Raw genomic sequence first — 14929 nt, 5'->3', positions numbered from 1 at the left:
GGAAAAGGAGGTTACTTTTGATTTTCAGATCAATTAACAAGACTTTACATCTTCCATAAGTTTTCATTAAGACAATTCTAATAATTTTACTTTCATCAAACTAACCTTTTATGAAAGTAAAATTACTTACCACAATTTCTTTTTTCACCTATCAACTTTCCATTTCTCAATCTGATAAGTTACTTCACGGAAAAGTTCTTTCCAACAATAAACCGCTCGGAAAAGTAGAAGTCATTAATAAAACGGCGAAGACCAGCACAACGACAAATGATTTGGGAGAGTTTTCTATTGCTGTAAAAGTGAGAGACAGTTTATTGTTTTTTTCCAGTGCTTACTTTTTTACAAGACTAAAGATAACTAAGGAAACTATTACTGAAAACAATCTTCTTGTCAATATGGTTGTCAAACCGGAAGAGTTAAACGAAATAGTCATCACCAACATAAAGTTTGATAAAATCAAATACGATCCGGATGCTATCAACAAAATAGATATTTTTAAAAGAGCCAACGATCTAACCCGAACCATTCCCGGTTATAAAGACGGAACAATAGCCAACGGAATGTCGCTGGCAATTCCGTTTGGAAATGGAAAACCAAAAAAAGACAATCGAAATCAAAATGATTTTAAGAAACTAATTACCAAAACCTGCCCTCCTGATTTTTTTACTAAAGAGCTGAAATTAAACGCCGAAGAAGTTCCTTTATATCTCGAGTTTTGTGATGCTGACCCGAAATCTAAAACCCTTTTAGAACACAGCAATATCTTAACCACAATGGATTTTTTGTATGCTAAAAACGAAGAATTTAAAAAACTGAAGTCAGACGTTAAAAATTAATAAAACAACTTGGTGGGTATAATTTAGCTAAATGTTTTTAAACACATAGAGACATAGATTTTTATTTTACAATTGGAGAAATTTCAAGAAAATCATAAATTTTTTGCCTATTAATTTAAGACCTGAATTCGATTTTTAAGTTACTGATTGATGCATTGCGCTTTTCTTGCAAGGTCTTTTTCAAGCTTTGTTGGCTATGTCTCTATGTGTTAAAATGAATTGCATTCCATAGATTAAAACACAAATTCGATATACAAAACCTTTTAACCAGAAGGCTCTGCATACCGAATTTGCTAAACATGAAAATATACTTTTAATACCCTGGATTTTGCTTTAAATTCAAATTAAACAAAGCGTCTGACGGGAGACAATACAACAGATATTTCTCTGAAGACGTATTCTTTTTCAATTCTCTGGCACCCAGAAAAGTTCCAAAACGAATCATATCATTTCTTCTCCATCCTTCCCACCATAATTCTCTGCCTCTTTCAAAATAAACATTTTGGAGTGTTGCTGTTGGAGCCGGAACTCCTGTACGAACGGCAAGCTTATCCAAAATATCCTGAGCAGAGCCATTGCCTGATACCGAACCTCCTCTAAGAATGGCTTCGGCTTCCATTAACAAAGCATCGGCATAACGCATTAAGATAAAGTCGTTTTCAGGATTGTCTAAATTATTAACATCGGGTTGGTATTTTTGAGTTCTGATTCCGGCAGTTTCAATCGTTGGTCCCGAGAGAATTAGTTGTACTTCTTTGGTAAAAAACAAAAGGTTTCCGTTTCTGTCTTTTAAAGGAATTGTTCCTCCCGGTGTAATTACTCCCGTAACCTCATCGGTTGTCTCAGGAGCATACATTTGTCCAAATTGAAATCCGATTGGGTTTCCGAAATGCGCGATAATTTCAGGAGTCGAATGCTGGCGACGTTCGTCTGCGGCATTAAAACGATCGTAATATTCTCCTACTGTACAAAAGCCATTGTAGCCGTCCGGTGTTTGATTGTAATGCATTCCGTATCGCCAGTAGTCGCCAAGCGCTCCTCCATCACCCAATACATTTTTTGAAGAGAATAAAATCTCAGGCGAAGTGTTGTTTTCCGGAACAAAATTATCCCAATATGAAGCGGCTAAACTACTTTTTATGGCTTCTACATGAGCAATAACCTTATTCATATTTGCGGCTTCAAAAGTATATGGACCAGCTGGATTTGCTGCTTTGAAAACCCCGATATTCAAATAAATTTTAGCCAATAAAAAATGACCTGCATCACTATTGACTATACTTGCATCTCCCGCAACACGTTCCGGTAAATCATTCAAAATAGACTCTAATTCGGTAATTACAAAATCGGTTGCCTGTGCTCTGGTCCACACTTTAGGGTCATTTGTTAGCGGAGATCCCGGTTCTCTGTACGGAGTTTGTCCGTATAAATCCAAAACATTGTAATAAAAGAAGGCTCTTAAAAAACGCGCCTGAACAATTTCGGAAGGATTCTTAGACTTTTCGATTATCGTATTACAATCGTACACACTTGCCAACAAACTGTTCCAGGCATTTCTAATTTCGACGTTATCGGGCGTCCATGTAAGTGCATGAAATTGTCTCCAGGTACCATTATCGTCCCAGTCTCCTCCTCTTGTGGGACCGACTAAGGCATCAGTAGACATTTCGTTAAGGGTATGCATTTGCTCTTGTACCTGAAAATTTCTTAACCCCTGATAAGCGGTTCGCAACAAAGCGGCGGTATTAACAGGAGTATTATCTCCTCCGGTGAGGGTTCCGTCTAAAACTTCTTCATTCAAATTCGTACAGCTAACACCTAAAAACAATGTACTGGCGAAAAAGATACTTTTTATAATATTTTTAGTTTTCATAATTTTTAAAATTAAAATGTTACGTTAAGTCCAAAAGCGATGCCTTTTGATCTTGGGTAGGCCAGATAATCCATACCAGCAGAAGGAACTCCGTTAACTTGTTTATTGATATCTACTTCGGGATCAAATCCTGTGTAATTGGTAAACAATAATAAATTAGAACCGTTTGCATAAATGCGTACATTTTTACATTTCATTCGTTCAATTAAAGCTCCGGTAAAAGTGTATCCAAATGTTAATTCACCCATTCTCAAAAAATCTCCTTTTTGCAAAAATTTCGTCGAAGGGGAGTTTGGATCTCCTTGCGCTTGCTCCGAATAAGCGGCTTTCTCGGTAACATTTCGACCTCCTAAAAAGGCGCCTTTAAAGAAATAAGCATTTTGTGTATTGTCGTAAATATAATTTCCTGCTACTCCGTAAAAGGAAACTACGGCATCAAATCCTTTGTATCTGAAGGTAGAAGAGAAACCATAATTTAATTTTGGCAATGGTTGTTTGTCCAATAATTGTTTGGAGGCCTCTCCAAGTCCGACTGGCTGTCCTGCGGCATTGGTATAAATAGAATTGCCCGTAGCATCATATCCTTTAAAATCGTACAGATAATAGGAATAAAGCGGTTTATTATTGGTGATTACTTGTGTATAAGCACCGTCTAATCCCTGACCATTTAAACCACCGGTTCCCACAGTACCTCTGAAGTTTTTCATTTCATTTTTCAGGAATGAAGCATTGGCTGAAATTTCCCAAGAGATATTTTCCGTCTCAATTATTTTGTAATCCAGACTAATTTCAACTCCCTGATTGATTAGATTTCCGGGTAAATTTTTGTTACGTGGTGTATTGGGCCCCGGTTGTGTTGAGGCTTGCGGAACAGGAAAAATTAAATCTTTAGTATCTCTGTAAAAGTAATCCAGACTACCTGTTAATCTGTTTTTTAACAACGTAAAATCGGTTCCGATACCCCATGATTCTGTCGTTTCCCATTTTAGATCATCATTAGCATTCGAATCGATATTTAAATTTCCGTTATTCCCGTAACTGGCTCTTCCGATTGCTGAATTGGGAGCAAACTCCTGATTTCCTGTGATTCCCCAGTTGGCTCTGATTTTTAAATTATTAAGCAGTCCTTCTTTATTTTCGAATAAATTATCGGCAAAACCAATTGACGGAAATGTTCCGTATTTATTGTTGGCACCCAATTTAGTAGAACCGTCTGTACGAACTGTAGCAGTAAGCACATATTGTTTAAAGAAAGTAGCATCAGCTCTGGCATAAAAAGATTGTAACTCCGAAACATTTTTAAAAGAACTCGATCTAAACTCATTCTGTAGCCCGCCTTCAATATTATCTATTAAATTAGTTTGAGCCAAATCATATCCTTTCCCGGAAGTTACAAAACCACTGGCGAGGTAATAATAATACGAATAACCGACTAAGGCATTCACATTAAAATTGTCACTAAATTTATTGGTATAATTTAAGTTGTTCTCAAAAGTTTTATTGAAATTGGTGATTCCCTGAATCGAGGCTGTACCGTATTTCGTAATAACAGGATCTGATCCCGGAACGGTTCCGAAGAATGCATCTCCCTGAATTTGCATGGTTGGCAAAATTTGACTTTTTCTGGTAGAGCCCGAAGTTTCAACCCCGAATAGGAAATTGTATTTAAAGTGACTTCCTAATCGAAGTACCGCATTAATGCTTCCTAATAATTTATTGGTGTTTGTATAATCTTTATAAGAGTCTAATAATTGTACCGGATTCAGGTAGGTTTCGCTTACCACATTATAATGTCCGTCGGCATTGTAAATTGGTCGCGTTGGATTCCAATATAAAGCTGCTCCAATAACGTTCCCGATGTAACTCGCGTTGTTTGTAATTAAAGTCGTTTCGTCGTTTATGCTCGCATAAAGCAATTTTGTATCTACTTTTAGTATTTTATCGAAAAAATTATTGGAGTTGAAAAACGAAACGGTGTACTTGTCCAAACCGGTGTTTTTTACAATTCCTTTATTATTACTTGTAGAAAAAGAAACTCTCGTACTCGAATTTTCGCTTGCCGAATTGAAAGATAAAGTATTGTTTATTGCTATTCCTTTCTGCAATACAGCGTCTTGCCAATTGTAATTTCTTCCTCCAAAATCCTGATTATTAATTTGTGGAGTCCCTGTCACAGGATCTGCCGGTATAGAAGGTACTCCGGCTGCTTTACTGGCTGCCACAAACTGATTCGCATTCATGACACCAAAATTCCCTGCTTTTGTACTGAACTGTGTTGAGGTACTAAAGTTGAATTCAGGAACATTAGATTTTCCTTTTTTGGTCGTAATTACAATCACACCATTTGCGCCACGAGCACCGTATATGGCGGTAGACGAAGCATCTTTTAAGACCGAAATAGACTCGATATCTGCTTCATTTATAAAATTCAAAGGATTTTTCGCCGAAGAGGTTCCCAGTAAATCAGCCCCTTCTGCCGATACGTCTCCACCACTTAACGGAACACCATCTACCACAATCAAAGGCCCGTTACCCGAACGTACAGAAGAAGAACCTCGTACCCGAATGGTAACGGCAGAACCCGGCTCTCCACTCGTTTGTGTAACTTGTACGCCCGCTACTTTACCTCTTAACAATAAAGCCGGTGAAGTATTCGAAACTCCGTCAAAATCCTTAGACGAAAGTACGTCCACCGCCCCTGTTAAATCTTTCTTTTTTGCGGTTCCGTAACCCACTACCACCACTTCATTTAACTCGCTGCGGTCTTGCGCCATCGTTACATTTATCTTGGTTTTGTCCCCTATGTTTACTTCTTGGTTTTTAAGACCTATGTAACTAAAGATTAAGACTGCGCCTTTCCCTACGTTTTTAATCGTAAATCTTCCATCAAAATCGGTTTGAGCTTCATTTTTGCTTCCTTTTACTATAATCGAAACGCCAGGGAGCGGCCCATTTGAATCCGAAACCAGCCCTGACACTTCCTGCGAATACATCAAGCTAGTACATAGCATGGTTAAAATAACCAGTAAGCCTTTTTGTAGACTATTTTTCATTGTAATACTGTTTTAGTTAATAATTTTGGTCTTTGTTTGTTAGTTCTATTCAAATGGTTTTCAACTGTTTTTGTGCAGTCCTTATACTGTTACACTATTAAAATTGTAAACCAGTGCAGCAGCCCCTAAAACGGCGCTGTTTTTAAGTTGTGATTTTTCTATTTTGAGTTTCTTTAATTCAACAGGAAACATAAAATCCTCAAGTCCCTGCCAAACGGCATCAATAAAAAACTCATAAGAATTACTTATGGATCCACCCAGAATTATGGTTTCAGGATCGTAGGCGTATAAAACTATTTTGACAACCTCAGCCAGGTTTTTTCCATAATCCTTAAAAACTTCCAATGCTTTCTGATCGCCATTTTTGGCTTCCAAATAGAGTTTTTCTCCGTCTAATCCACGGGAAGTAAAAAACCCGCTGGCGCAATATTGCTCGATAATTCCATCCTTATAAGAGATGCTTCCTATTTCTCCGGCTCCGGTGTTTACTCCTTGATACAGTTTGTTTTCGATAATGATTCCGCTGCCAAGTCCCGTTCCGATAGTCACTCCGACAAAGTTTGTAGCGTTCCTTCCTTTTCCGAAGAAATTTTCACCTAAGGCAAAACAATTCGAATCATTGTTGACATACACCGGAATTTTAAAATGATCCTCAAGTATTTTTTTCAAGTGAACTTCTTTCCAGGATGGTATTGCAACTACATCGTATACAATGCCTTCTTTCCAGTCTACTACACTTGGCACTCCAATACCAATGCCTTCACAATCGGGCTGATAAACTTGTTCTATGGCTTCTATTAATCGGTCTAAAACTATTTGTTCAGATTCTTTGGCGGGTGTATTTAACAGACATTCAGAAATTATTTCATTCCCTAAAATAAGGCTGGTGTGAATTTTTGTTCCTCCCATGTCAACGCCTATAATTTTTCTTTCCGACATTTTTACAACTTTATATAATTATTGATTTTCTTTTGTTTTCTTTACATTTATTATAGCATTATTTACCAATGGTTTAGCCCAAAAACCAATGCTGAGAATATATCCCAGCGTACCATACAAAACCGTCATGGCATAACGCAACCCAATTATATCGCCCAGTTTCCCGATTAGTAATGACATAACTGCTCCGCCTACAATACCGGTGCATAAAATACCCGAGAAGGCTCCATGATTATTTTTAAGAGAATTTAATGCCAATGAAAAAACGACTGACCACATTACCGAAAGGGCAAAACCGGAGAGTGGAAACGCATAAAGCGAAACCTGTGCGGTACCAAACAGCGCAAGAGTCAGACTTACAATAGCGCCTGTGGCAAACAAAATAAGCACTTTACGACTGTCCAAGAATTTAAGCAAAAGCAATCCCAGAAGGCAGCCTGCCGTTAAAAGTCCCCAGAAATAAGCCACCGCTTCGGCACCAATCGTCTGAGGGGAATATTGATGATAATCGCTTAGAAATTTTGACATCCAATTGGCGATTCCCTGCTCTGTGCCTACGTAAGCAAAAGTTCCAAAGAAGAAAAGAAGCACTGTTTTGTCTTTAAGCAAATCTTTGTAAACGCTCCAGGTCCCTGCTTTTTCGTCTTCCTCTAACTCAACTTTCGGGAATTTAAAAAGCAAAATAATAACAGCCATAGTGAGTGCTGTTATAGCAAAAATCCAGTATAAGGAAACCCAATTCAGAGTATCGGGAACCAATTTTGAGAGGATTTCCAGAAACTCGTTTGCATTTGTTCGGTCGTGTTTGATGTTGGTCACCAGATAACTATAAACCAGCGGACTTAAAAAAGAAGCCAATCCAAAAAACAATTGCGCCATTACCGAATTGAAAGCAAAATGTTCTTCACCTCCCGAGACTCTTAACAAGGGATTAATGGCTACTTGCAAAGCCGCCATCCCAATTCCTATTAAAAACAGCGAAACCAAAGCCATGGCATAATAAGGAAACAATCCGAATAAGAGTGAACCTACTGCAGCTATCAAAAAGGAAAACGCCATTACTTTTTTCTCTCTGTATTTCTCAAGCAAAACACCTGCTGAGGTTGACATTACACCATAAGCCGCAAAAAACGAAAACGGAAGAAAACCAACCATACCCAATGATAAATGGTAACTATTGATAATATCCGGAATCAATGGCCCCATAATGTTAGTCAGAAAAGAAATAACAAAAAAGGTCAAAAACACCAATCCCACTGTTAACTTACTCGTTTTCATTTATTTGTTTATTAATTAAAAAGTTAGATTTAGGCATGCGTTTTCCCTTTGAATAAAAAAGCCTTATTTTGGATTTCTTATTCGCTTTATTTTAAATAGTTGTACTTCACTATTTACAGAAATGATCTTGCTGTTTTTAATCTACATTCCAGCCTTTGTATCTAAAAACGGGTTTTTCGCCTTTTAAAGCAGCCACCGGAAAAATGACTTTTATTGTCCTGCTTTCTTTTGGTACTAATGAGATATAGTTATCGTCCCACAAAACCGGAACTATTGATTTCCCTGAAAGGTCACCAACGATATTTAACTCAATTAAAAACGCGATAGCAGCTGACGGGTTTTTAAGTTCCACCGTAACCTCATAATTATCTTTTTCTTTTTTAATGGTATGCTGAGCGGCTATTTTTACTTTAGGTAATTTGTCCAAATCTTTAAAGTCAGCATATTCCATTAAGGGCGTGTGTATCCAGTCTGATTTTTTAAAATCGAACACATCTTTTTTAGTCGACAACCAATAAAAATTATCCGCAATTGATTTTCCATTCTCATCTGATAAATTCATTTTCAGAAAATAGATTTTTGAGTATGCTTTATCATCCGGTAAAGCGATCGTTTTAAATGAAGCATTTCCATTAACCGAAACCGTTTCTTCCTTTTCGAAAATTACTTTTCCATTAAAATCAAATACCTTGACCTGAGCTTTCAATTTTTTAGTTTTCTGCGGATTTAAATTGCTTACATAAACCGCGTTATCACCATAATTATAGGCAATATTTACCTGACGCGCACCTAATCTTGCTCCATAAAAAGCGGCATTTGGCAAGAGATTGTAATCCCAAAACTGCCAGATTAGTTTGGGCCACGGCGAGTTAAACATCCATTGTACGATTCCTGTCGTATTGCTTCTGTTTATTGCAAAAGCTTCGTACATCGAACGCATCGATTCTAAATTTGAGGCCTGACTTTTAAAAGTAAAATCCTCAACATTATGCTGAATTCCGTATCTGTTGTTGAAAGCCGTTGTGAAACGCTCAAGGGTTTGAAATTCATTTCTTCCACAATGAAAATCCCAAGTTGTATTTATAGGCCATAATTTATCTTCGGGAATCATGCTTTTTACAACTTCAAGTGAAGGAACCTGAGGGCCGGGGCCTGTCTCGGTGTTAAAACCAAAAGCACCACCGTTTTCCGTGTCCACAAACCAATAATTGGGCGCTACGTATTCATAAGGGCCATTCATTTTTACTCCGGTTTTTCCTGAAATCGTACTTTCCATTCCTTTGCAAGACATTAAAAGAGGCCTCGAAGTATCAATTTCTTTAAACAAAATGTTGTATTTTTCTTCCAATTCCGGACGAGGTAATTTATCACTTCCCATTACCCAGACAAAAATACTCGGATGGTTTCGCAGCCAATTGACATGATCGCGGGTGTAGTTGATAATGAGATTCATGTCTTCGGGAGTTTTGATCGACATAAAATCATCTTCCGGTTTGTCCAGGTACCCTTTCCATTCCCATTGACAGCTCCAACCTACCATCATCAAAAGTCCCATTTCATCAGCCATTTCGTAAATTCTTTCGCTATTTCCCCAAAAACCTTCCATCCTAACCGTGTTCATGTTAGTTTGTTTTACGTATTCTAATTGGGCTTTTACTTTTTCTTCGGTATCGTTTAGGAACATTCCATCGACCCAGCCGCCGCCTTTAATCAGAACTTCAACGCCATTTAATTTATAACCTCTGTACCCTTTTGAAGTCATATAATCTTCGACTTCACGGATTCCGAAAGAAGTAGCTTTTGAATAGGAGACTTTTTTATTGGTTTCAATAGACAGGGTTAACGTGTACAAGTTTGGTTTTCCTAATTCGTACGTCCACCACAAACGTGGATTTTTAATATTCAACTGTTTAAATTCCGAAGATTTAAAAACAATGATTCGCTTCTCAAAAGGCTGAAGTGTTACTTTCTTTTCGAAAGTGATGTTTTCAATTTTTCCTTTTAAAAGTGTTTCTACCGCTTCGTTGGTATGGTTTACAGCCTCAGCCGAAATTTCCAATGTTGCATTCTTGTATTCTTTTTTATCAATTTTTGAGGTCACAAAGATGTTATTCAGACTTGTTTTGTCTGAAATTTTAAGCTTTACAGGTCTCCAAAGTCCCAATTCGCGATCCGGTGCCATAGGTGCCCAATCGACAAAACCAATTGAAGGCTCATCCGGCTTTTGATGAAAAACTTCAACAGCAAGCACATTTTTTCCCTTTTTTATCTGTTTTGAAATGTTTAAAGCAAATATTCTGAAACCTCCGAACAAACTGTCTGCAGCAGCAATCTTACTGCCATTCAGCCAAACATTGGCCCGATAATTAATCCCTTCAAATTGCAATTCTGTATTTTTTGAGGCGTCTTCGATAACAAATTCATTTCTATACCACCAAGGCACTCTAAATCGTGTCGTATCTACTTTACTGATGTTTTCTCCCATAAAAATATCAGCGTATTCTTTATTGGCAATTAAAGAAGCCATCACCGTTGACGGAACTGTGGTTGTATACCATTTTGAAACATCAAAACCGGCTACAGAAATCTTATCTCCCGAATTGTTTATTTGGGCAGATGATGCTATAGTCCAGCCTTCTTTTAATTGTTGTTCGAATTTTACATTTTGAGCATTTACAGCCATCATGCTGCTCATTACCCAAAAAAGAAATGAAATTAAAGTAGCATTAGTATAATTTATATTCTTCATAATTTTTCTTTTAATCTAATTAGGGAGATTACTATTGGTTAACATTTAGGATTTGAAACATTTTGGTCTTCTGACTTAGTCATTTAAATTCATCATTTTTTTACTACAAAACAAAAAAGGATATATTTTACTAAAACAAATTAAATGCTTCTAAAAAAGGTTAAAAAAACTAATAATTAAAACATTTTTAAGTATTTCATTAAAAACCACAAAACAAAAGTAGTCTTGTAATTGAATTGATAATGGTATATTTGCGATAATTAATCTTCATTTTGCGAATATTTACAATTCAAAAATCCGAAGCAAACTAGTAGTTATTTTCAGATTTCATTTTAATGTAAAGCACTGTATCCCAATTAACATCTAATAAAAATGACACCCAAAGTATTATTGTTAGTTAACTTTTCTGAAGAATATGGCCGAGGGCTTTTAAACGGAATTGCGAAATATTCCAGACTATTTGGCCCGCTTAACTTTTGCCGGATTCCAATTGTAAGTGGAAATAAAAAGGATTTAAAAAATGCCATTGCATGGGCCAGAACCTGGGGTGCTAATGGCATTATAGCGCAAATTGAAAATGAACAGGTATTTGAAAAATTGCTTTCGTTAAACATTCCGATAATTGCGCAGGATACTAACGAACGTTTTGCGGGCATTCCAAACATTACCGGACTTTATAAAGAAACGGGACACATGGCCGCTTCCTATTTTATCGAAAAAGGCTTTAAGAATTTTGCTTTTTATGGCTTTGATAATATTGTTTGGTCACGTGAACGATGTGAAGGGTTTTGCGAAAAAGTGAAAGAAGTCAATTGTAACGTTCACATCTACCAACATCAAAAAGAAGAAACTCCGCCACTATGGAGCTACAAAGAATCACAACTTGCCGATTGGCTAAAAGCTTTACCAAAACCAATCGCCATCATGACCTGCGACGATAATCAGGGGCAACATGTCACCGAAGCTTGTAAAGCCATTGGCATCAACGTTCCAGAACAAGTCTCTGTGCTTGGAGTCGATAATGACCTGAGTATTTGCAATCTGTCTGATCCTCCTTTGTCGAGCATTTCTTTAAATACTGAAAAAGCCGGTTTCGAAACGGCACAGCTTCTTAGTAAAATGATGCAAAATAAAGAAGGGATTTACAACGATATTCAGGTAGAACATTTACAAATAATCACGCGCAGATCAACCGATTTTCTGGCTGTAAACGATAAAGAAATAAGCAAAGCCCTGCATTTTATCTATTACAATTATAAAGAAAGAATTGCCGTAGATGATGTTGTGAAGGCCACCGCATTGTCGAGAAGAGTTTTAGAAAAAAGATTCCAATTGGTTTTAAAACGAAGTATATTGGACGAAATCAACACTCTAAGAATCAAACAGGTCAAACAACTTTTGATCGAAACAGATCTGTCTGTCACAGAGATTTCAGATGTTTGTGGTTACACGGATATTAAAAATCTTTCGAGATATTTTAGCCGACACGAAGGGGTTAATCCTTTAGAATTTCGAAAATTGAAGCAATTGAAATAATTAATAAAGTGTCTTCTAAACCTTAATAGTATAAAGTTTAAGAACCTAAAACATCTTTTTTCAAACGCTTCCATTTTATAAAAAATACAATCGAGCAAATCAATAAAAGCAAAGACACTATTGAAACACTAATCAAGGGAACAATAAATTAAACCTGAAACTTGAAACAAAAAAAACAGGAACCCAAAAACAACATCAATTCAACCACCAAATACTGGCATTCAGAATCGCAGCAAAAGCAACCCAAACCATATACGGAATTAGTAAATACCCTGCAGTTTTGTTGATTTTAATAAATTTCAAATACGTTTCATAAATCATCAATTCTAAAACTGCAATCTCAATCAGAGCCAACATTGGGTTTTTCAATCCAAAGAAAAGATACGACCAAATCGCATTTAAAGTCAATTGAATCAAAAAGAAACCCAAAGCTGTTTTTACCTCTTGATTTTGTTCTTTTATTTTATCCCAAACCAATCCTGCTGCTACCGCCATTAAAACATAAAGAAACGTCCAAACCGGCATGAAAATCCAATTGGGCGGATTAAAAGCTGGTTTTACAAGCGTAACATACCAAGTCTCAATACTGGGTCTTGTAACCGTACTGGCAGAATAACCCACTAACAAACAAACCATTAAAGCAATTACAATTCGGACTATTTTATTCATTGTATTAAATTTTAAGCCAAAAATAGACAAAAATGGACTTTAAACCATATAAGTGATGTAAGTTCAGGAAAGTCTATGCACTACCTCATATTGTCTCATATCACTTATATCGTTTAAATTTGCCACTTTTAGCATCAAACAAATAAAAAATAAGCTTTGAACCCTATAAACCAAACAAGCAAAGTAAAATCCAAGCACTGACTTATATTTTCTCACATCACTTATATGGTTTAAATATTCCCCTTTTAGCATCAAACAAATAAGAAATGAGCTTTGAACCCTATAAACCAAACAAGCAAAGTAAAATCCAAGCGCTGACTTATATTTTCTCACATCACTTATATGGTTTAAATATTCCGCTTTTAGCGACAAATAAATAAGAAAAAGTATCTTTGTCAAAATTTTATATTTCATGTTTACAGCAACTGATTTTATTCCAAATAAATATACTTCGGATATCGAAAAAGGTAATTTTGAGTGGAGCGCTCCCAGCAATATTGCATTAGTAAAATACTGGGGCAAAAAAGACAATCAGATTCCGGCGAATCCATCTGTGAGTTTTACACTTAACAATTGTAAAACGATCACTAAACTGGCTTTTGAGAAGAAACACACTTCGGCTTCGCTCAGTGTGACTGCAAAGGATTTTTCTTTTGATTTGCTTTTTGAAGGAAAGCCAAAAGAAGATTTTAAACCCAAAATTCAGAAGTTTTTAGAAAGAATTGAAGTATATCTTCCTTTTTTGAAACACTATCATTTTACGATTGACACTCAGAATACCTTTCCGCACAGTTCAGGAATTGCTTCTTCGGCATCTGGAATGGCGGCTTTGGCAATGAACTTTATGAGTCTCGAAAAAGTACTGAATCCTGAAATGACAGACGATTATTTCTTTCAAAAAGCTTCTTTTCTGGCACGTTTAGGTTCGGGAAGCGCCTGCAGAAGTGTAAAAGGAAAAGTGGTTGTTTGGGGAAATCAAGCCAATATTGAAGGTAGTTCTGACTTATTTGGAGTTGAATTTCCGTACGCCATACATGACAATTTCAAGAATTATCAGGACACTATTTTATTGGTCGATAAAGGCGAAAAGCAGGTTTCCAGTACCGTTGGACATGATTTAATGCACAACCATCCGTATGCCGAAAGACGTTTTGCTCAGGCACATGAAAACCTGGATCAGTTAATTGCTATTTTCGAAAGCGGTAATCTGGACGAATTCATAAAAGTAGTAGAAAGTGAAGCCTTGACTTTACATGCTATGATGATGACTTCTATGCCCTACTATATTTTGATGAAACCGAATACTTTGCAGATTATAAATGCCATCTGGAAATTCAGAAATGAGACTCAGATTCCGGTTTGTTTTACGCTTGATGCCGGGGCAAATGTTCACGTTCTGTATCCCGAAAACGTTAGCGAAAAAGTGTTACAATTTATTCAGGACGAATTAGTTGTATTTTGTCAGAATGGTCAGTACATTTGCGACAAAATTGGAGATGGTGCAATTGCATTATAATTTTTGTATCTTTAATTAAAAATTCAGATTATGGACATTCAATTAGAAAAACTCGAGTTGATCAAATTGTTAGCAGACACAGAAGATCCGGCTATCATCCAGTCCATCCGCAAAATTTTTAAGAAAGAAAAAAAAGATTGGTGGGAGGAGTTGACGGAGAATCAGAAAGCAGACATCGCTCAAAGTGAATTGGAATTTGAAAGAGGTGAATTTACAAGTTACGAAGAGGTGATGAAAAAATACAGCTGATGGATCTTAAAATAAATTTTTCCAAAACAGCTGAGAAAAATTTAGATACTGTTTTAAATTTTATTGAAACAAGATGGTCTAAAAAGTCGAAAGATATGTTTCTTGTGAAATTCCAAAAAGCAATTTCTATCATAGTTACGAATCCTGAGATTTTTCCGAAATCATCCGTAAATAAAAAATATCGTAAATGTGTGGTTACAAAACAGTCGAGCCTATTATACAGTTTTAGCG

11 protein-coding genes are annotated in these 14929 nt (G+C 36.4%); 4 read left to right on the top strand and 7 right to left on the bottom strand.

The features are described from left to right. The first annotated feature begins 110 nt into the window (after nt 1–110). Complete coding sequence (locus AB674_RS14680; protein WP_047777788.1) at nt 111–836, top strand: hypothetical protein; 726 nt, start codon at nt 111–113, stop codon at nt 834–836. Between the two features lie 313 nt (nt 837–1149). Here AB674_RS14680 and AB674_RS14675 read toward each other — a convergent pair whose 3' ends face one another. From AB674_RS14675 to AB674_RS14655, 5 genes are all read right to left on the bottom strand, one after another. Next, complete coding sequence (locus tag AB674_RS14675; RefSeq protein WP_047777787.1) at nt 1150–2709, bottom strand: RagB/SusD family nutrient uptake outer membrane protein; 1560 nt, start codon at nt 2707–2709, stop codon at nt 1150–1152. Between the two features lie 11 nt (nt 2710–2720). After that, complete coding sequence (locus tag AB674_RS14670) at nt 2721–5762, bottom strand: SusC/RagA family TonB-linked outer membrane protein (protein ID WP_047777785.1); 3042 nt, start codon at nt 5760–5762, stop codon at nt 2721–2723. Nucleotides 5763–5843: 81 nt separating this feature from the next. Continuing rightward, nucleotides 5844–6701 carry an ROK family protein gene (locus tag AB674_RS14665; protein ID WP_047777783.1) on the bottom strand — a complete coding sequence of 286 codons (858 nt, stop codon included), beginning with the start codon at nt 6699–6701 and terminating at the stop codon, nt 5844–5846. 18 nt (nt 6702–6719) lie between these two features. Beyond that, complete coding sequence (locus AB674_RS14660) at nt 6720–7979, bottom strand: MFS transporter (RefSeq protein ID WP_047777781.1); 1260 nt, start codon at nt 7977–7979, stop codon at nt 6720–6722. 136 nt (nt 7980–8115) lie between these two features. Continuing rightward, nucleotides 8116–10728 carry a glycosyl hydrolase 2 galactose-binding domain-containing protein gene (locus AB674_RS14655; protein ID WP_082210648.1) on the bottom strand — a complete coding sequence of 871 codons (2613 nt, stop codon included), beginning with the start codon at nt 10726–10728 and terminating at the stop codon, nt 8116–8118. Nucleotides 10729–11100: 372 nt separating this feature from the next. On the opposite strand from AB674_RS14655, the gene AB674_RS14650 reads away from it, so the two are divergent. Then, nucleotides 11101–12264: a xylose operon transcription regulator XylR gene (locus AB674_RS14650; protein WP_047777777.1), complete on the top strand. Its 1164-nt coding sequence runs from the start codon at nt 11101–11103 to the stop codon at nt 12262–12264. A gap of 195 nt (nt 12265–12459) precedes the next feature. On the opposite strand, the gene AB674_RS14645 is transcribed toward AB674_RS14650, so the two are convergent. Beyond that, nucleotides 12460–12933 carry a TspO/MBR family protein gene (locus AB674_RS14645; protein WP_047777775.1) on the bottom strand — a complete coding sequence of 158 codons (474 nt, stop codon included), beginning with the start codon at nt 12931–12933 and terminating at the stop codon, nt 12460–12462. A 63-nt stretch (nt 12934–12996) separates the two neighbouring features. Further along, complete coding sequence (locus tag AB674_RS22855; protein WP_047777774.1) at nt 12997–13347, bottom strand: hypothetical protein; 351 nt, start codon at nt 13345–13347, stop codon at nt 12997–12999. Here AB674_RS22855 and AB674_RS14635 point away from each other — a divergent pair. Both AB674_RS14635 and AB674_RS14630 read left to right on the top strand, forming a co-directional pair. Beyond that, nucleotides 13346–14449, top strand: a complete 1104-nt coding sequence (locus AB674_RS14635) for a diphosphomevalonate/mevalonate 3,5-bisphosphate decarboxylase family protein (protein WP_047777772.1) — start codon at nt 13346–13348, stop codon at nt 14447–14449. The two genes, AB674_RS22855 and AB674_RS14635, sit on opposite strands and share 2 nt — an antisense overlap. Before the next feature lie 30 nt (nt 14450–14479). Next, nucleotides 14480–14698, top strand: coding sequence for a hypothetical protein (locus AB674_RS14630; protein ID WP_047777771.1), 219 nt, complete (start codon nt 14480–14482; stop codon nt 14696–14698). The last annotated feature ends 231 nt before the right edge of the window (nt 14699–14929 follow it).

This window comes from Flavobacterium sp. ABG, assembly GCF_001027725.1.
Classification (GTDB): Bacteria; Bacteroidota; Bacteroidia; order Flavobacteriales; family Flavobacteriaceae; genus Flavobacterium; species Flavobacterium cupriresistens.
Note: the sequence above shows the minus strand (reverse complement) of the source record. Positions and strands in the feature narration are given on the sequence as shown.